This window comes from Streptomyces sp. N50 (assembly GCF_033335955.1).
In the GTDB taxonomy this organism is placed as follows: Bacteria; Actinomycetota; Actinomycetes; order Streptomycetales; family Streptomycetaceae; genus Streptomyces.
This window is the reverse complement of the sequence record NZ_CP137549.1, coordinates 2,827,861-2,846,222: the sequence shown is the minus strand read 5'-3', so window position 1 is coordinate 2,846,222 and position 18,362 is coordinate 2,827,861. Positions and strand designations below refer to the sequence as shown.

Genomic DNA, 18,362 nt, shown 5'->3' with positions numbered 1-18,362 from the left:
CCCTACCGCCTGCCCAAATTGACCCCCCAGGTCTACTCTGGAGAGGTGCCGGAGGACGTGGGGGGCAGGCCGTTTCCCGACGGCTGGGAGCCCGACGACGACCACGACCGCGGAATGTCGGACGAAGAGTTCGCATCCGTGGTCTTCGACGAGGCCTTCATACGGGCGGCCGTAGTACACGAGCCGACCGCGGTCGAACGCCTCCTGGCCGCCGCGCAGGCAAGAGCCGAGGCCTCCGAGGCCGAAGCCCGCCGCGCGCAGCACGGCAGACGCGGCCGAGGCGACGACGATCCGTTCGAGGACGCCTACGGACGCGAATTCGGCCATGATCCGGAACTCGACGACCTGGACGACGCCGATCTCGTCGAGGGCCGCTACGGCGCCCCGGGGACCTACGGCAAACAGGTCCGCTGGCACCGCCCCGTCGCCTGGCTGCTCGCCCTCGTGATGGGCATCGGCATGGTCGCCCTGGCTTTCTCGGCGGTCTACCGCGGCGCGTCCTCGGGCGGCCGGGACCGCGTCCCGCCCCCGGCCTCCACCGGCGTGGAACAGGGCACGGCGGCGGCGCCCTCCGCCTCCGCCGACAACTCCCAGCCACCGCTGTCCGCCGTACCGCGCACGCCCTGAGCGACTTGTGGGCGGCCCGGTGAGAACCTGTCAGAACTTGTCGTGTACCAGGGCGTTTACCTGAGGCTCCAGAGACCTACTCTGAAAGTATGGGCGGTCCAGGAGACCCACCTGAGGGCACGCCCGAGGGCGCTCCCGGTGGTGGTGAGGACGAGTACCGATCCGTCGTCTTCGACGAGTCGTTCGTCCGCGCTGCCCGTCTCCAGGAGCTCTCCGCGCAGGAGCGCCTGGCCGACCACGCCCCCGCCGTCCGCCGTCGCCCGGCCCTGCGCCGCGGTCTCTCCCGGCAGGCCCTGATCCTGGTCATGCTGATCGCCGTCGCCTTCGGCACCGCGATCTACATGGGCGTACGGCACCCCTACACGACCCCCACGGCCCAGCAGCCCGTCGAACCGCTGCGGATGACCGTCATCCCGCTGTCCCCCCAGGGCGCGGTGCCGGGGGCGGCCGACGCCGAGGACCTCTACGCGCACAGCCCCGCCGCGCAGTTCAGTGTCGGCGCCGAGGGTGTACCGCTGCCGGCCGCGCGGCGCACCGCGCACTTCTCGGACAGCCAGGTCATCGCCGCCCTGAGTACCGCCAAGGACTACATCGTGGAGTCCTCGCTCTACCCGGCGGTCCTCACCGGCGGACAGATCCGCCCCGCGCGCGTCCTCGTCGACCCGGACCAACTCGACCAGTTCGACCAGAGTTTCGAGCACCCGACCGCCGACGGCCGGCACGAGCCCACCGGATGGCTGGTTCGCTTCGACCCCTCACGCGTCCAGCTGGCCGACCGCAAGATCCGCGTCCAGGGCACCCTGGCGGCCACCGAGACCGACTCGTCCACCCTCGAAGTCACCGCCGACGGAACCTTCGTCTACGCGCTACGCCCCAACGGCTCGACGGCCTCGGCCGGCTCCGGCGACAAGGTTGCCCAGGTGTCCCTGTTCACCGTCCGCCGCGAACTGCACTTCCGCTTCGACCGCGACGACCTGCGCATGCACCAGGCCCAGATCCTGGTCTCCTACGTCCAGGCCGGCCCGCTGTCCTGCGCCGACGACTCCGTGACGTATCTGCGCCCCTGCTCGCAGGCCAGACCGCCAGGGCGGGCGGCCCGGCCGGCACGGACCCGTACGCGACGGGCAGCGCGACGGCGCTGTGCGGGACGCTGGCGGCGGGGGCGCAGCCGAAGGTGTGAGGTTGCCGGGTTTCGGGGGCCCGGGTTCCGGGGGTGCGGGTTTCCCGCTTCCGGGGGGTGCTGTGGTCCCGGATTTCGAGGGTGCGGGTTTTCGGGTTCCGGGGGTGTCGTGGTCCGGGGTTCCGAGGGTGGCCTGGTCCCGGATTTCGAGGGTGCCGTGATCCCGAGTTCCGAAGGTGCGGGTCCCTGGAGTCGGAAGGTGTGAGTTTCCTGAGTTTTCGCATCCGCCGGGGCCGTGTCCGGAGGGGGCCGTGTCCGGAGGGAGCCGTGCCCGGAAGGAGCCGACCGCGGCGGATACATGTGAGCGAGGCAGGCCCCGGCGTGAGGCCGCCCCTCCCGTCGTGGGATCGACCCCCGTTGCGGGACCGGCCCGTCGCGGGACCGGCCCCCGCCGCGAGGGCCGACCCCGTCGTGGTCGCGAGGGCGGCCCCTCCGTAGTCTCGGCCGGTCCTCAGTCGCGCGGCGGTGTGTCGTCCGTCGGCGGCTGCTCCGTGCCGTTGGCCGAGCCCGACGGCGGCTCGTCCTGGGGTGCCGAGCTCGCGAAGCCGCCGAAGCCGCGCCGCACCCGGCCGCCGAGGTCGCCCGCGCCGCCGGCGAAGTCGCTGACCAGCTTCATCAGCGGGTCCTTGGAGTTCTTGACGTTGCTGGCGTAGCTCGCCGCCGACTCGCGGAACGAGTCCGTGACCGAGGTGTCCTTGTCCTCGCTGCGCCGCGGGTAGTGGCCGTCCATGATCCGCTGGTACTCGCGGGACTCGGCCCACTTCTTCAGCTCGGCCGCGCGGACCGTGGTGAAGGGGTGCGAGCGGGGCAGTACGTTCAGGATCTTCAGGACCGAGTCGCGCAGGTCGCCGCCCGACTCGAACTCCTCGGCCTGCTTGAGGAAGGCGTCCACGTTCATCTCGTGCAGGTGGTTGCCGCCGGCGATCTTCATCAGGCCGCGCATCGAGGCCCGCAGGTCCTGGCCGACCAGCAGACCCGCCCGGTCGGCGGACAGCTCCGACTTGCGGAACCACTCACGCAGCGCCGTCACGATCGCCAGGATCGCGAAGTTGCCCAGCGGGATCCAGGCGACCTTCAGGGCCAGGTTGGTCAGGAAGAGCAGGATCGTGCGGTACACGGAGTGGCCGGACAGCGCGTGGCCCACCTCGTGGCCGACGACCGCCCGCATCTCCTCCTCGTCGAGCAGCTCGACCAGGCCGGTGGTGACCACGATGATCGGCTCGTCCAGGCCGATGCACATCGCGTTGGGCTGCGGGTCCTGGGTGACGTACATCGGCGGGACCTTCTCCAGGTCCAGGATGTAACAGGCGTCCCGCAGCATGTCGTTGAGGTGCGCGAACTGCTGGTCCGACACGCGCACCGAGTCGGACAGGAACAGCAGCCGCAGACTGCGCTCGGGGAGCAGCCCGCTCAGCGCCTTGAACACCGTGTCGAACCCGGTCAGCTTGCGCAGCGCCACCAGGGCGGAGCGGTCGGCCGGGTGCTCGTACGCACGCGAGGAGATCCCCGGGAAGCGCCTGCGCTGCCTGCTCGGTACGTTCTCGTGCCCGTTCTGCTCGTGGCTGTCTTCGGACATGTGGTCCCCCATGTGCGTGTGTGTGCCCTGAGTGCCCCCGAAGCAGAGCCCAGCCTAGGCGGAGATACCGTGGACGGGCAGTACAGCGAAGGAGTCAACGTATGGAGCCCCATTTCGCAGCCGCCTGGCTCGCAGAGGCCGCGAACGCCGCCCCCCGGCAAGGATCGGGGGACCTGCTCAAGGTCGTACTGATCGTCATGTTCTTCGGCTGCATCCTGACCGCGTGGTTCCTGCTGCGCGGGTACAAACAGAAGGACGACTGAGACGCCCGTCGAGTTCCCTGTCGACGCCCATGTCGCGTTCCCAATGGCGGAGTCGGCGTGATCGCCGCCGGGGCGCACGCTTACCATGGGCCGACATCTTTATCCCGCCCACACCGGATAGGTTCTGCTGAAGATGAGCATCCACGGCACTGCTGCCCAGTTGGTCACTCTTGCCGCCGAGGGGGAGGGCGGGGGAAACCACGAGAGCCTCCAGCCGATCATCACCGGTGGCGGCGCGTTCATCGTCCTGATGCTCCTGCTGTGGATCACCACCCGCTTCAACCGCGACCGCTAGGGTCTGTCCCTTTCTGTCCGCCGGACGGGTCCCGGGGCCTTCACACCGGGCCGGTAGGGTCTGCACGCATGGGAGAGCAGGACATGCCTACCGGTCCGGCGAACGACACGACGCGCGGCACGGAGATCCGAATGGCGAACGGCCCGCGCAACAACGGCCCGTCGAACCCCGGCAAACGCCGTCTCGGCGTCATGGGCGGAACGTTCGACCCGATCCACCACGGACACCTCGTGGCGGCCAGCGAGGTCGCCGCGCAGTTCCACCTGGACGAGGTGATCTTCGTCCCGACCGGTCAGCCGTGGCAGAAGACCGACCGCAAGGTCGCCCTGGCCGAGGACCGCTACCTGATGACGGTCATCGCGACCGCCGAGAACCCCCAGTTCTCGGTGAGCCGTATCGACATCGACCGCGGCGGCCCCACCTACACCACGGACACCCTGCGTGACCTGCGCGCGATCAACCCCGACGCGGACCTCTTCTTCATCACCGGCGCCGACGCCCTCGGCGCGATCCTGACCTGGCGGGACGCGGAGGAGCTGTTCTCCCTCGCGCACTTCATCGGGGTCACCCGCCCCGGCCACACGCTGACCGACCCGGGCCTCCCGGAGGGCGGCGTCTCGCTGATCGAGGTTCCCGCGCTGGCCATCTCCTCAACAGACTGCCGTGCGAGAGTCGCGAAGGGAGACCCCGTCTGGTACCTGGTGCCCGACGGAGTCGTGCGCTATATCGACAAGCGCGAGCTGTACCGCGGCGAGTGAGCCGAGAGGGGCACCGGTGAACGACCGATACGACGCCGGGTACGGCGGCGACCAGTACGAACTCGTCGGCTACGACGAGTACAACCAGCCTGTCTACCGTCAGGTCCCGGCCCAGCAGACCCAACAGCCCCCGCAGCAGCAGCCGTACGACCCGTACGGGCAGCAGCAACAACAGGGCTACGCCTACGACCCGTACGGGACCGGCACCCAGCAGCAGCCCCCGTCCTACGACACGGGCACGTACGACACGGGCCAGCAGGCCCCCCAGTCCGGCTACGACCCGTACGCCACCGGGACGACGACGGCCTACGACCCCTACGGGCAGACCGCGACCAGCGGACAGCAGCCCCGGGTCGCCGAGCAGACCGCCTACATCCCGCAGCAGGGCGGCCCGGCCGAGGACACGGAAGCCGAAGCCCCGAAGACCCCGGAGGCGGGTGAACGGGACTACCGCACCGAGCAGTTCGCCTTCGTGGAGGAGCCGACCGACGACTCCGAGGACGTCATCGACTGGCTGAACTTCACCGAGAACCGCACCGAGCGCCGCGAGGAGGCCAAGCGCCGTGCCCGCGGCCGCATGGTCGCCCTCGTCGTGGTCCTCGCGCTGGTAGCGGCCGGCGGTGTCGGCTACCTCTGGTACGCCGGGAAGCTCCCCGGAGTCTCCTCGTCCGCCGCGAAGTCGGGCACCACGACGGCCGCGGGCGCCCAGAACCGCGACGTGATCGTCGTCCACCTGCACAACACCGCGAAGGGCGGCACCTCTTCGGTGCTGCTCGTCGACAACACCACTCTGAAGCAGGGCACCACCGTGCTGCTGCCCAACTCCCTCGCGCTCACGGACGACGACGGCAACACGACGACCCTGGCCAAGTCGGTCGGCGACGACGGCACCTCCGGGACCGTCGACCAGCTCAACACGGTCCTCGGCACCGACATCGAGGGCACCTGGCGGCTGGACACCCCCTACCTGCAGAACCTGGTCGACCTCGTCGGCAACATCGACCTCGACACCAACGCCGACGTGCCCGACCCGGCCGCCACGAAGAAGGGTGCCGCGCCCCTCGTCCACAAGGGCAAGGACCAGACCCTCAGCGGCAAGATGGCCGTCGCCTACGCCACCTACCGCGCCTCCGGCGAGGCCCAGAACGCCCAGCTGGAGCGGTTCGGCCAGGTCATGCAGGGCGTGCTGCGCCAGCTGACCTCCGACCCGACGGCGGCGACCACCACCGTGCAGACCCTGGCCCAGATCCTGGACCCGCCGCTCACCGACAAGGACCTCGGCACCTTCCTCGCCAAGCTCGCCGACCTCGCCAAGAGCGGCGACTACAAGACGGCCCTGCTGCCCGTCCAGAACGACGGCACCCTGACCGCGCAGGCCTCCGCCAGCGTCGTCAAGGACATCCTGGGCGGCACCGCGAAGAGCCCCGACGAGGGGTCGGCGGTCCGGGTCGCCGTCCAGAACGCCACCGGCGTCAAGGACGACACCGAGAAGGCCCGCGTCGTCCTCCTCAACGGCGGCTTCACCTTCCTGGAGGCCGGCACGGCGTCCGGGACCTCGGCCACGTCCAAGATCACGTACTCCGACGCGGCCGACAAGGAGAACGCCACCGAGGTCGCCAAGACCCTGGGCCTGCCCACCAGCACCGTGACCAAGGGCACAGTCGCCGCGAACGCGGATGTCTCGGTGGTCCTGGGCACCGACTACAAGCCGTCGTCGGCTTCATGACGCCGTAGCCGCCGTAGCCGTGCCGTCGTGACGGAGAGCATGCCCCGGAGGCCGGAGCCGGTGTCCCGACCGGCTTCCGGGGCATGATCCGTTATTCACGTGGGGCGCCGTCCGCGGTCCGTGAGACCCTTGAGGTCTGTTGACCGCCGACCGAAAGCCGCGTAGTGACCGCCACTGACCGCTCCATCGAGCTCATCTCCGCCGCCGCCCAGGCGGCCGCCGACAAGCTCGCGCACGACATCATCGCCTACGACGTCAGCGATGTGCTGTCGATCACGGACGCCTTCCTGCTGGCCTCCGCTCCCAACGACCGTCAGGTCAAGTCGATCGTCGACGAGATCGAGGAGCGGCTGAACAAGGAACTCGGCGCCAAGCCGGTGCGCCGCGAGGGCGACCGCGACGCCCGCTGGATCCTGCTCGACTACGTCGACATCGTCGTCCACGTCCAGCACAGCGAGGAGCGTGTCTTCTACGCCCTGGAGCGGCTGTGGAAGGACTGCCCCGAGCTGGACCTCCCGGCCGAGGCCGTGGCCACCCGCGGCAAGGCTGCCGAGCACGCCAAGCTGCAGGCCGAGGAGGACACCTCCGAGTTCGGGGAGGTGCGGTGACCGCCGGGGCCGACGGCCGCAAGGCGGGCCGGGGCCGACGCGTCATCCTGTGGCGGCACGGCCAGACCGCGTGGAACGTGGAGCGCCGCTTCCAGGGCACCACGGACGTCGAGCTCACCGAGACGGGCATCGGCCAGGCCCGCCGCGCGGCCCGGCTGCTGGCCTCCCTCAAGCCGGACGCGATCGTCGCCTCCGACCTGAAGCGGGCGGCGAACACGGCCGCCGAGCTGGCCGCCCTCACCGACCTCGACATCACCCACGACGAGGGCCTGCGGGAGACCTACGCGGGCGTCTGGCAGGGGCTGACGCACGAGGAGATCATCGCCCGCCACGGCGAGGAGTACGCCGCGTGGAAGCGCGGGGAGCCGGTGCGCCGCGGCGGCGGCGAGCTGGAGACCGAGGTCGCCGACCGGGCCGCTCCCGTCGTGCTGCGGCACGCCGAGAAACTGCCCGAGGACGGCACCCTCGTGGTGGTCAGCCACGGCGGCACGATCCGCACCACCATCGGGCGTCTCCTCGGTCTGGAGTCCCAGCACTGGGAGAGTCTCGGCGGCCTCTCCAACTGCTGCTGGTCCGTGCTCGGCGAGGGCGCCCGCGGCTGGCGCCTGCTGGAACACAACGCCGGCACGCTCCCGGAACCGGTGCTCGGCGACGACGACTGAGCGGCCCTCCAGGGCCCCGACCCCGGATTTCACTTTCCGGCAGGTCGCAGGCTAAAGTTCTTCTTGTTCGCCCGCCGAGCGGGAAGAACACACGGGGCTATAGCTCAGTTGGTAGAGCGCCTGCATGGCATGCAGGAGGTCAGGAGTTCAATTCTCCTTAGCTCCACAGATCGACACTCTTGAGTTGTCAAAGATCGAGAGTCGTCCATGATCGAATCGATGAGATCCCATCCCTTTCAGGGGTGGGATCTTTTCGTCGCTGTCAGCGCCTCCGCGCGGAGCCGAGTCTCCTCGTCGGCCGGGGTGTAGACCACGATCCGGCACTCCGGCATGCCGTTGACCGACAACGACACCGACGTCATCCGCATCTCGCCCACCTCCGTGTGCCGGAACGTCTTCACCCGCCGCCCCGGCTCCGCCACGTCCCCGCTCCTCCACAGCCGCGTGAAGAGCGGGCTCGCCGCCGACAGCCGACGTATGAACTCCTCCCAGGCGGGCTCGCCGGTATGCAGTCCGTAGGCCGAGCGCAGCATCGCCACCATCACCGGCAGCTCCGTCTCCCGGAACAGCAGCGGACACTCCTCCTCCGGCACCGCGAACAGCTTCCACAGCGCGTTCTGCATCGGGCTCGCCGGCAGTGGCTCCACCCAGAACAGGTCCTGGTAGACGGAGTTGGCGGCGAGAATGTCGAACCGCGAGTTGTAGACCACCGCCGGGCGTGGCTCCAGGGCGTCCAGGATGCCCTGGATCTCCGGCCCCACCGTCTGCGCGAGCACCTCCGGAGGATGCGCGTACGGCACCTCGGCGAGGTGGTACAGATGCTCCCGCTCCGGCGCGTCGAGCCGGAGCGTGCGCGCCACGGCATCCAGGACCTGCGCCGACGCGTTGATCGGGCGCCCCTGTTCGAGCCAGGTGTACCAGGTGACGCCCACGCCCGAGAGCTGAGCGACCTCCTCGCGGCGCAGCCCGGGCGTGCGCCGTCGAAAACCCGGCGGCATGCCGACGTCGTGCGGTGTCACCCTGGCGCGCCTGCTGCGCAGAAACGCGGCCAGCTCAGGCCGGCGGCGCTGTGTCGTCCCCATCCCTGTCGTCCCCATCCCCCTCGTCACATCCCCCATGGTCGACGCCCGACCCGGCCCCTGCCAGGTGCTGCCAGTACCAGCATCGGTGGGCTCTCGGCACCCGTACCCGAGCGCCCCCACGCTCGACGGCATGACGACAACACCCCGGACGGAACCGGATTCCACCCCCGTCCCAACTCCTGCCACCAGTAAAGACCCTGGCACTGACAATCGCCGTGGGCCGATGCTCGCGGTGCTGCTCGCGGCCATGTTCATGGCGCTGCTGGACGTGTTCATCGTGAACGTCGCCGCCCCCACCATCGGCACCGAACTCCACGCGTCCGGCGCCGACTTGCAGCTCGTGATCGCCGGCTACACCGTCACGTACTCGGTGCTGCTGATCACCGGCGCCCGGCTCGGCGACCGGCTCGGTCACGCCCGGGTCCACCTCGCCGGACTCGCCCTCTTCACCACCGCGTCGCTCGCCTGCGGCCTGGCCCAGGGCTCGACCGAGCTGATCGTGTTCCGTCTGGTCCAGGGGTCGGGCTCGGCGCTGATGCTCCCTCAGGTGCTGAGTCTGATCCAGCGGAACTTCATCGGCGAGGCGCGCGTGCGGGCGCTCGGCCTGTACTCGGCGATCGTCGCCGTCGGCGCCGCGGCGGGGCAGATCGTCGGCGGCGTCCTCGTCAGCGCCGACCTGTTCGGCACGAGCTGGCGGCCGGTGTTCCTCGTCAACGTGCCCGTGGGCGTCGTACTCCTGTTCCTCGGCAGGCGCGTGCTGCCGAGGGACGGCGGGGCGGAGCCGGAGCGTGCGCGGGCCTTCGACGTGCCGGGGCTCGTGCTGCTCGCCTCGGCGGTCTCGCTGCTGACGGTGCCGCTGGTGCTGGGGCAGGAGGAGGGCTGGCCGATGTGGTCGTGGCTGTCCCTGATCGCGGCGGCCGTCCTCTTCGCGTCGTTCTGTGTCTACGAATCACGGCTCGCCCGGCGCGGGGGTGCCCCGCTGATCGCACCGCGTGTGCTGCGTCACCCGGGCATGGGTCTCGCCGTCTTCCGGATCCTGGCCGTGATGGCCGTCAACGCCGGTTTCCTGTTCGCGCTCACCCTGCACGTCCAGGGCGGCCTCGGCTTCAGCGCGCTGCGTGCGGGTCTCACCTTCGCGCCGACCGCGGTCGTCTTCGGGGTGGTCGGACTGACCTGGCGCAGGTGGCCGGCGGCCTGGCAGCGGGCGTTGACCCCGCTCGGATTCCTGATCACGATGCCGTCCGTCCTGGGAGTCGGCCTGGCGTTCGAAGGCGGTGACCGCGGCGGGGCCGTACTGTACGTGGCGTACGTCGGCGTGGGGGCCGGGCTCGCGCTCGCCTTCAGTCCGACGCTGACGCGGGCCCTGGCGACGGTGCGGCCCGAGGACGCGGCGGACGCCAGTGGTCTGCTTTCCACGGTCGCGCAGCTGGGTCAGCTGCTCGGGGTCGCGGTTTTCGGCACACTGTTCTTGAACCGGCTTGAGTCACTTGGGGCCCCGGGGGCGTATACCTCTGCGGAGGCGCTTTTGGCGTGCATGTTCGCGCTGGCGGGGACGGCCGCGGTGGGGGCCGTGTCCGGACTGGTACTGAGGCGTCGCTGACCGTATTGGTCCGGCCGTGGCAGAATCAAACGGCCGGAAGGGGGCGCGGCCCGACGGGAGGGAGTAGCGATGCCTGCGAGCATCATCGAGGAGGTCGACCACCTCTTCGATGCGGCGTTGATACGGGATACGATCACCCGCCTGAGCTGCCCTTCCTGCGGTTCCGCCCACGTGGCCCAAGTCCTTGGTGACAACGGCGGAGTTTCCTACGTGTGCACGGCCTGCGGCCACAGCTGGAGCTGATCGATGGGTGCACACAGGCGAAAGTGCGACTGGTGCGGCAGTGGTACGCCGATCGTCCGTGACATGGAACCGGTGAATCCCGACTACCAGTACTGGTGCGAGGAGTGCGCGCGGGCGCTGATCATAAAAGGCGACCCGATCGAGACGTACCGCGAACTCGAGGGCGAGCCGATCTACGGTCGACTCCTGGAAGAGCACTGCACGTTGAAACGGTTCTATTCCTTCGTCACCGCTTGACCCCGGCCGGGACCCCGCGAGGAGGTCCCGGCGATCACGGTCACGGTGGCGGGGACGGAAACGATTTGGTGGTCCAGAGGGTCCACCGGTAATGTTGGCGTCGCCGCCGGGGAGACCCGGTAGGACACGGCACGGGGCTATAGCTCAGTTGGTAGAGCGCCTGCATGGCATGCAGGAGGTCAGGAGTTCAATTCTCCTTAGCTCCACAGAAGTCGAAGGCGGGTCATCCCTCGGGATGACCCGCCTTCGATGTGTTCAGGGGCAGTTGATGCCGTTCACGGAACAGCGGGCCGCACCCTTCTTAAAGAAGAGGGCGGCCCGCTGTTCGTGTGCTCAGCGGCCGAGGGCCCGCCGGCCGCGGCCCTGGGAGAGGACCGGCAGGTTGCGGGACGGGCCCTTGTCCCGCGCGGTCTCCTCCTCCAGTCGCAGCGCGAGCGCGGGGCAACGGCGCACCGCGCGGAGCGCCTTCGCCTCCGCGTAGCGAGGTACCTGGGCCTGCGCGACGGTGGGGAAGCCGTCCGCGCCGAGTTCGAAGACCTCGGGCAGGATGTCCGCGCACAGGCCGTGGCCCCGGCACAGCGTCCAGTCGACGTAGATCTTCTGACGGCTGGGGCCGTTGTCCTCGGGCTCCGCGCCACTGGTGATGCCCGCGGGGAGCTGGCCGCCCTCGAAGAGCGGCAGAACGCCCTCCACGGGCCTTCCGCAGCCGTTTCCGAGGACGTGGGCGGCGAGGTCGTCCGTGAACGCCTTGATGGTCGACTCCAGGAACATCGCGGAGCCGTCCGGGTGCGAGCACGCGCCGCGCCGCTTCACGGCCTTGGCGACCTGCTTGAGCGCCTCCAGGGCGGCCGGGCCGCCGCCGTTGAGGATGTCCTCCATGCCGCGCGCGGCGGCGGGCAGACCGAGGTAGCAGGGACCGCACTGTCCCGCGCTCTCGTCGGCCAGCCACTGGGCCACGCGCAGCGACTCGCCCAGGGGGCAGGTCTCCTGGGTGATCGGCATGATGGCGCCCGCGCCGAGCGCACCGCCCACCGCGTCCAGGGAGTTGCGGGAGACGATCGCCTCGTTGACCGTCGCCGCGTCGATCCACTTGCCGTGGTAACCGCCCGTCAGCACACCCTGGGGGACTGGTGGGGCGCCGGCCAGCTGCAGGACGTAGCGCAGCGGTACGCCTGTGGGGACCTCGATCACCATGGGGCGCGCGACCGCCCCGGAGACCGTGAGCATGACGGTGCCGGGCTCGTCGTAGAGGCCGGTGTTGCCGTAGCGCTCGGGGCCGATGCGGGCGGCGATGGCGAGTTGGGCGAACGTCTCGGCGTTCGAGAGCAGGGTCGGAGCGCCGCCGACGCCGTTCTGGGAGGCGCTGACCTTGCGGCCGGGCGGGATCGCCGGGCCGCCGTCGATCGAGCGGATCAGCGATGCCGCGGCGCCGGTGACCATGCGGACCGGGTTGCGCTGGACGAACGCCTTCAGTGCCGAGCGGCGGGTGTTGCTCAGGCCGCGTTCCGAGAGCGCGGCCTCCATGGAGCGCTGCGTCGACTCACGGGTGACCCCCACCACGAGCGTGCGGGCACCCAGGGCCTCGGCGACCAGGAGGGCGCCGTCCAGGATGAGGTGCGGGGCACGGTTGATGAGCACCGTGTCCTTGCGGCAGGCCGGCTCGTCCTCACTGCCGTTGACGACGACCACCGGTCGTACACCGCGTTTGATCGCCGCCTCGGCGACCGAGCGCAGCTTCTTGTGGAAGGGGAAGCCCGCGCCGCCGCGGCCCTTCAGGTTGATTGCCTCGGAGAGCTTCGCGAGCTGCTCCCCGCCCATCGGTTCGAGCGGCCCGTGCACCTTGAGGTGCATGGGCAGGTCGAGTCTCTCGACAAGGTCGAAGCCTGACGTGAGCTGAGGAAGCCCGACGACGCGGACTTCTGGGACGTCGGGCAGGGCCTCGTTCACCTATAGCCTCCGGAAGGCGTGTTCCAAGGTTCGCCCGAGCCGCCCTGCGCGTCGAAGTCGTACGAAGCGTTGGGCGTTTGACCAGTGGCGGGACCGCTGTTGTACGTGTCATTGGGGTTGTACGTACCGGAGGCACCGTTCGACTCACCGGTGTCGTACACGTATCCCTCGCCGTACCCGCCCGTGTTCGCGTTGTTGTTGTACGTCGGGATGTTGTACCCGGTGTCCTGGAGCGGGTCGTACGCCGACGGGGGTGCCTCGCCGACCGGCGGCGGCGAGGGGACCGGCCAGGTCCCGGAGGTGCTGCCGCCGCTGTCCACGCGCGGGGCCGCCTGCGTGTTCTGCATGTCCATCGGCACGTTCATGCGCGAGGTCTGGTCGGTGACGTACGGCATCTGACCGGTGGACTCCGGTGTGGCGGTGCGGTAGGCGGCCGCGAAACTGTTCGTGTCGGGCTCCGGGGTCATGGACCTCGTCTCGTACGCGCCGGCGGGGTCCACGCGCGGGACCGACCCGGTGTCGGTGAACGAGGGCTGCCGCGCGGCCCGTCGGCCCTCGGCCGGACGCCGGTTCTCGAAGCCCGGCTGCGCGGACTCGGCGGCGCGGCCCCGGCTCGCGTCGAGTTCGTCGAGACCCGGCCGCTCCTCGTTGCCCAGGAGCATGGCGACCCTGTTGGCGAACTTCCGCTTGAACGGGCGGGGAGCCGAGCGCAGGGCGAGGGCGGCGGCGACCCCGACCAGGCACAGCTCGTACGAGATCATGAAGAACGGCTTCGCCGCGCGGCCCGCGAACAGGCCGTGGATCAGCGCCGCGCACCAGGCCGGGTAGGCCAGCATGTGCATCGCGCGCCAGCGGGCGGCGACCGGCGCGGGGGACGCGAACTGGTTGCGCAGGGCGCCGGTGATGCCCACGAAGATCATGAGCAGGCCGCCCAGCGAGCCGAGGCCGATGAGCCCGGCGCTGCCCTTCACGCCGAGGCTGAAGGGGATCAGCGCGGCGATCAGGACGGTGTGGTCGAGCGCCAGCTTGACCGTGATGTGCACCACGAGGAACGCGATCGAGCCGACGGCGGTCACCCGGTGGATGCCCTGCGCCACGATCCGCTGGCGGATGTTGAGGATGACCCGGTCCTGGGCGACGAGCCCCCAGATCACCGAGCAGGAGAGGGAGACGAGCGAGAGAACGCCCGCACCGAAGTTGAGGAAGTCCTGTACCTGGCTGCCTCCGGCCAGCACGAACACGGGTATGAAGATCAGGACGACGAGGCTCACCACGCCATAGGCCGAGCGGCCCGGCTTGGGGAGCGAACTGGTACTACGACGAGCGTTCATGGGGGCAACTCCGAGCAGTATCGGGAAAGCGGTCCCGCTGCCGAACTCTAAGTGGCTCCATACCGGTGGGTACGAGGTTTGAGTTATTGCGTTGTTATCAAACGACAATGCGCTTGCTGTGATGTCCTGTAGTGGGTGGTACGCGAAGGTAATCCTTGAACCGGGGTCAGTCCACGCCGGTGTGGACAGGGTGCCAAGGGTGATACGGAAGCGCGTCGCGTTGTGCTCAAGGGCTGCGGTACTCTGACGCCATGCGTGCCGTACGCCTTCTGCTTAGCGAGCCGCGCTGATCAGTCCCGACCACCGGTGAACGGTGAGGTCGGAATCAGCGCGGCGTCCCCTCCTGTGCGAGGGGATTTTTCATTTGCTGGATGTCCATGGCGGATGTCACAGCCTGAAATGTCGCAGCCGCTGGCAGAGACGATCGATGGAGCTTTGAGGATCATGAGCGAGACGAACCCCGCTGCCGCCGCCGAGGTGGTCGCCCCGCACCGCTACACGGCCGCGATGGCCGCGGACATCGAAGCACGCTGGCAGGACTTCTGGGACGCCGAGGGCACCTACGAGGCGCCGAACCCGACCGGTGACCTGGCCGGCGACCCCGAACTGGCCGCCCGCCCCAAGAAGTTCATCATGGACATGTTCCCGTACCCCTCCGGTGCGGGCCTGCACGTCGGCCACCCCCTGGGCTACATCGCCACCGATGTCTTCGCCCGGTTCCAGCGGATGACCGGCCACAACGTGCTGCACACCCTGGGCTTCGACGCCTTCGGCCTGCCGGCCGAGCAGCACGCCGTCCAGACCGGCGAGCACCCCAGGATCACCACCCTGGCCGCCATCACCAACATGAAGTCCCAGCTGCGCGCGCTGGGCCTGGGCCACGACAAGCGCCGGTCGTTTGCCACGATCGACCCCGAGTACTACAAGTGGACCCAGTGGATCTTCCTGCAGATCTTCAACTCCTGGTACGATGACGAGGCCGACAAGGCCCGCCCGATCGCCGAGCTGATCGCCCAGTTCGAGACCGGTGAGCGTGCCGTACCGGGGCACACGCGCGCGTGGCCCGACCTGAGCGCCACCGAACGTGCCGACGTCCTGGGCGAGTTCCGCCTGGCGTACGCCTCCGACGCGCCCGTCAACTGGTGTCCCGGGCTGGGCACCGTGCTGGCCAACGAGGAGGTCACCGCCGACGGCCGCTCCGAGCGCGGCAACTTCCCCGTCTTCAAGGCCAAGCTGCGCCAGTGGAACATGCGCATCACCGCCTACGCCGACCGGCTGCTGGCGGACCTGGAGGAGCTGGACTGGCCCGAGGCCATCAAGCTGCAGCAGCGCAACTGGATCGGCCGCTCCGAGGGCGCCCGCGTCGACTTCCCCGTGGACGGCGAGAACATCACCGTCTTCACCACCCGCCCCGACACCCTGTTCGGCGCGACCTACATGGTGCTGGCACCCGAGCACCCCCTGGTCGACACGTTCACCCCGGACGCCTGGCCCGAGGGCACACGCGACGCGTGGACCGGCGGTCACGCCACCCCGGCGGAGGCCGTCGCCGCGTACCGCGCGCAGGCCGGCACCAAGTCCGACGTGGAGCGGCAGACCGAGGCCAAGGAGAAGACCGGCGTCTTCACCGGCGCGTTCGCGACCAACCCGGTCAACGGCGACCGCATCCCGGTCTTCATCGCCGACTACGTACTGATGGGTTACGGCACCGGCGCGATCATGGCCGTCCCGGCGGGCGACCAGCGCGACTTCGACTTCGCGCGCGCCTTCGAGCTGCCGATCACCTGCATCGTCGAGCCGACCGACGGCCGCGGGACGGACACGTCCACCTGGGAGGACGCCTTCGGGTCGTACGACGCGAAGATCATCAACTCCTCGAACGACGACATCTCCCTGGACGGCCTGCCCGTAGCCGAGGCCAAGGCCCGCATCACGGAGTGGCTGGCCCGCAAGGGCATCGGCGAGGGCACCGTCAACTTCCGCCTGCGCGACTGGCTGTTCAGCCGCCAGCGCTACTGGGGCGAGCCCTTCCCGATCGTCTACGACGAGGACGGCATCGCGCACTCCCTGCCCGAGTCGATGCTGCCCCTGGAGCTGCCGGAGGTCGAGGACTACTCGCCGCGCACCTTCGACCCGGACGACGCGGACACGTCCCCGGAGACGCCCCTGTCCCGCAACGAGGACTGGGTCGCCGTCACCCTGGACCTGGGCGACGGCCGCGGCCCCCAGAAGTACCGCCGCGAGACCAACACCATGCCTAACTGGGCCGGTTCGTGCTGGTACGAGCTGCGCTACCTGGACCCGCACAACGACCAGAAGCTGGTCGACCCGGCCATCGAGCAGTACTGGATGGGCCCCCGCGCGGGCATGCCGCACGGCGGCGTCGACCTGTACGTCGGCGGCGCCGAGCACGCCGTACTGCACCTGCTGTACGCGCGCTTCTGGTCCAAGGTGCTGTTCGACCTGGGGCACATCTCGTCCCCGGAGCCGTTCCACAAGCTGTTCAACCAGGGCATGATCCAGGCCTACGTCTACCGGGACAGCCGCGGCTTCCCGGTGCCGGCCGCCGAGGTGGAGGAGCGCGACGGCGCCTACTACTACCAGGACGAGAAGGTCTCCCGGCTGCTGGGCAAGATGGGCAAGTCCCTGAAGAACGCGGTCACTCCGGACGAGATCTGTGACGAGTACGGCGCCGACACCCTGCGCCTGTACGAGATGGCCATGGGCCCGCTGGACGTGTCCCGGCCGTGGGACACGCGCGCGGTGGTTGGGCAGTACCGGCTGCTGCAGCGGCTGTGGCGCAACGTCGTCGACGAGACGACCGGTGAGGTCACGGTCGTCGACACCGAGCCCGACGAGGACACGCTGCGTGCCCTGCACAAGGCGATCGACGGGGTGCGCCAGGACCTGGCGGGCCTGCGGTTCAACACGGCGATCGCCAAGGTCACCGAGCTGAACAACTACCTGACCAAGGTGGGCGGCGCCGTGCCGCGCCCGGTCGCCGAGTCGCTGGTGCTGCTGATCGCGCCGCTGGCCCCGCACGTCGCCGAGGAGCTGTGGCGCAAGCTGGGCCGCACCGACACGGTCGTCCACCAGGACTTCCCGGTCGCCGACCCGGCGTACGTCGTGGACGAGAGCGTGACCTGCGTCGTGCAGATCAAGGGCAAGGTCAAGGCGCGTCTGGAGGTCTCGCCGTCGATCTCCGACGCTGAGCTGGAGAAGGTCGCGCTGGCCGACGAGAAGGTCGTCGCGGCGCTGGAGGGCGCGGGCATCCGCAAGGTCATCGTGCGGGCGCCGAAGCTGGTCAACATCGTTCCGGCGTAGTTCTGCGCGGCCCTTCGCCGGGGTCGGGGCGGCTGCCTCGGGGTAGTCCCCTACGGGCAGGTCCAGGGTTCCTGTGGAACTCCGGACCTGCCCGTTGCGTTTACCGTTGAAGAGCGGCGCGGCGTGTGCCGCCCGGAGCCGGTGGAGGAGCGTTGGAAGCCGTGATCACAGTCTTCGCCCTTCTCTTCCTGCTGTTCGTTGTCGTGGGCGGCTATGCGGCGGTCAAGGCGGTCGGCGCGGCCAAGCGCGGTGTCGACCGTACGGTCGCGCAGGCTCGGCGTTCGGTCGAGGACCACACCCTGCGCGCCAAGTCCTTCGCCCAGCCCGGCCCGCAGGGACAGGTGGCCCAACTCCGGCTCGCACTGCGGACGTCGATGCGCGCGACCCAGGACGCGCTGCGCGCGGGCGTGCCCGAGGACGAGTCCCTCAAGGAGTCCCTGGGCCTCTTCGAGCGGCTCAGCGCGCACGGCCGTGAACTCGACGGCGAGCTCAGGCGCCTGGAGTCGGAGCCGGACCGTAAGACACTCGCCGAGCGGCTGCCCGCCCTGCGCGAGCGCACCGAACGCATCACGAAGTCCGCGGACTCGCTGCGCTGGGCAGCCCGTGACCGCGCCGGCCGCTTCGCGGAGGACGACCTGGACACGCTGAGCGCCCAGATAGACATGGAGGCCGGTGCCCTCCGTCACTGGACGAAGTCGGAGCGCACGACTCCGCCGTGGCCCGATGCCCCGCCCGCCGACGCCGCTGCCGGACAGCAGACCTGGCCGGAGACTCCGCGCTCCCGTCCCGCCGCCGAGGAGCCCGCCCCGTCCGCCATCACCCCGCCGGGACGGCGCCCCAGCTACCCCTGGCAGAAGAAACCCCGCCCCGAGAGCACGACTTGACCGGGCGGCACGGTGTGCG

16 protein-coding genes, 2 tRNA genes and 1 pseudogene are annotated in these 18,362 nt (G+C 69.9%); 15 read left to right on the top strand and 4 right to left on the bottom strand.

What is annotated here, in order from left to right; translation table 11 throughout:
* Positions 1-18 precede the first annotated feature (18 nt).
* Complete coding sequence (locus R2B38_RS12455; RefSeq protein WP_318016291.1) at positions 19-627, top strand: hypothetical protein; 609 nt, start codon at positions 19-21, stop codon at positions 625-627.
* Positions 628-716: 89 nt separating this feature from the next.
* Positions 717-1,807, top strand: a pseudogene (locus R2B38_RS12450) (hypothetical protein).
* Between the two features lie 451 nt (positions 1,808-2,258).
* On the opposite strand, the gene R2B38_RS12445 reads toward R2B38_RS12450, so the two are convergent.
* Entirely contained in the window at positions 2,259-3,383 is a 1,125-nt protein-coding gene (locus tag R2B38_RS12445; RefSeq protein WP_318016290.1) for a M48 family metallopeptidase, read from the bottom strand.
* Between the two features lie 101 nt (positions 3,384-3,484).
* Here R2B38_RS12445 and R2B38_RS12440 point away from each other — a divergent pair, with 101 nt between their 5' ends.
* The 7 genes from R2B38_RS12440 (at position 3,485) to R2B38_RS12410 (ending at position 7,861) form a co-directional block, all read left to right on the top strand.
* Entirely contained in the window at positions 3,485-3,646 is a 162-nt protein-coding gene (locus tag R2B38_RS12440) for a hypothetical protein (protein WP_318016289.1), read from the top strand.
* A 133-nt stretch (positions 3,647-3,779) separates the two neighbouring features.
* A complete protein-coding gene (locus R2B38_RS12435; protein ID WP_033285922.1) occupies positions 3,780-3,941 on the top strand; it encodes a hypothetical protein in 162 nt (53 codons plus the stop codon).
* 68 nt (positions 3,942-4,009) lie between these two features.
* Complete coding sequence (gene nadD / locus R2B38_RS12430) at positions 4,010-4,699, top strand: nicotinate-nucleotide adenylyltransferase (RefSeq protein ID WP_078652786.1); 690 nt, start codon at positions 4,010-4,012, stop codon at positions 4,697-4,699.
* A 16-nt stretch (positions 4,700-4,715) separates the two neighbouring features.
* Positions 4,716-6,425, top strand: coding sequence for an LCP family protein (locus tag R2B38_RS12425; protein WP_318016288.1), 1,710 nt, complete (start codon positions 4,716-4,718; stop codon positions 6,423-6,425).
* 164 nt (positions 6,426-6,589) lie between these two features.
* Positions 6,590-7,033: a ribosome silencing factor gene (gene rsfS / locus R2B38_RS12420; RefSeq protein ID WP_318016287.1), complete on the top strand. Its 444-nt coding sequence runs from the start codon at positions 6,590-6,592 to the stop codon at positions 7,031-7,033.
* Positions 7,030-7,695 carry a histidine phosphatase family protein gene (locus R2B38_RS12415; protein ID WP_033285926.1) on the top strand — a complete coding sequence of 222 codons (666 nt, stop codon included), beginning with the start codon at positions 7,030-7,032 and terminating at the stop codon, positions 7,693-7,695. The genes rsfS and R2B38_RS12415 overlap by 4 nt, the downstream gene beginning before the upstream one ends.
* A 93-nt stretch (positions 7,696-7,788) precedes the next feature.
* A tRNA-Ala gene (locus tag R2B38_RS12410) sits at positions 7,789-7,861 on the top strand.
* 70 nt (positions 7,862-7,931) lie between these two features.
* On the opposite strand, the gene R2B38_RS12405 is transcribed toward R2B38_RS12410, so the two are convergent.
* Complete coding sequence (locus tag R2B38_RS12405) at positions 7,932-8,777, bottom strand: helix-turn-helix transcriptional regulator (protein ID WP_318016286.1); 846 nt, start codon at positions 8,775-8,777, stop codon at positions 7,932-7,934.
* Between the two features lie 223 nt (positions 8,778-9,000).
* Here R2B38_RS12405 and R2B38_RS12400 point away from each other — a divergent pair, with 223 nt between their 5' ends.
* The 4 genes from R2B38_RS12400 (at position 9,001) to R2B38_RS12385 (ending at position 11,063) form a co-directional block, all read left to right on the top strand.
* Positions 9,001-10,377 carry an MFS transporter gene (locus R2B38_RS12400; protein WP_318016285.1) on the top strand — a complete coding sequence of 459 codons (1,377 nt, stop codon included), beginning with the start codon at positions 9,001-9,003 and terminating at the stop codon, positions 10,375-10,377.
* 69 nt (positions 10,378-10,446) lie between these two features.
* Positions 10,447-10,620 carry a hypothetical protein gene (locus R2B38_RS12395; RefSeq protein ID WP_019063265.1) on the top strand — a complete coding sequence of 58 codons (174 nt, stop codon included), beginning with the start codon at positions 10,447-10,449 and terminating at the stop codon, positions 10,618-10,620.
* A 3-nt stretch (positions 10,621-10,623) separates the two neighbouring features.
* Positions 10,624-10,857, top strand: coding sequence for a hypothetical protein (locus R2B38_RS12390; protein ID WP_003976229.1), 234 nt, complete (start codon positions 10,624-10,626; stop codon positions 10,855-10,857).
* 133 nt (positions 10,858-10,990) lie between these two features.
* Positions 10,991-11,063, top strand: a tRNA-Ala gene (locus R2B38_RS12385).
* Positions 11,064-11,190: 127 nt separating this feature from the next.
* On the opposite strand, the gene R2B38_RS12380 is transcribed toward R2B38_RS12385, so the two are convergent.
* Together R2B38_RS12380 and R2B38_RS12375 are read right to left on the bottom strand one after the other, a co-directional pair.
* Complete coding sequence (locus R2B38_RS12380; RefSeq protein ID WP_033285928.1) at positions 11,191-12,804, bottom strand: NADH-quinone oxidoreductase subunit NuoF family protein; 1,614 nt, start codon at positions 12,802-12,804, stop codon at positions 11,191-11,193.
* Positions 12,801-14,135 (bottom strand): cytochrome b/b6 domain-containing protein, encoded by a 1,335-nt coding sequence (locus R2B38_RS12375; RefSeq protein ID WP_318016284.1) that lies wholly within the window; start codon positions 14,133-14,135, stop codon positions 12,801-12,803. Before R2B38_RS12375 ends, R2B38_RS12380 begins: the two co-directional genes overlap by 4 nt.
* A 444-nt stretch (positions 14,136-14,579) precedes the next feature.
* Between R2B38_RS12375 and leuS the strand changes: the two genes are divergently transcribed.
* Both leuS and R2B38_RS12365 read left to right on the top strand, forming a co-directional pair.
* Positions 14,580-17,459: a leucine--tRNA ligase gene (gene leuS, locus R2B38_RS12370; RefSeq protein WP_318016283.1), complete on the top strand. Its 2,880-nt coding sequence runs from the start codon at positions 14,580-14,582 to the stop codon at positions 17,457-17,459.
* Between the two features lie 152 nt (positions 17,460-17,611).
* On the top strand, positions 17,612-18,343 hold the full coding sequence (locus R2B38_RS12365; protein WP_318016282.1) for a hypothetical protein: 732 nt from the start codon (positions 17,612-17,614) through the stop codon (positions 18,341-18,343).
* Positions 18,344-18,362: the final 19 nt, after the last annotated feature.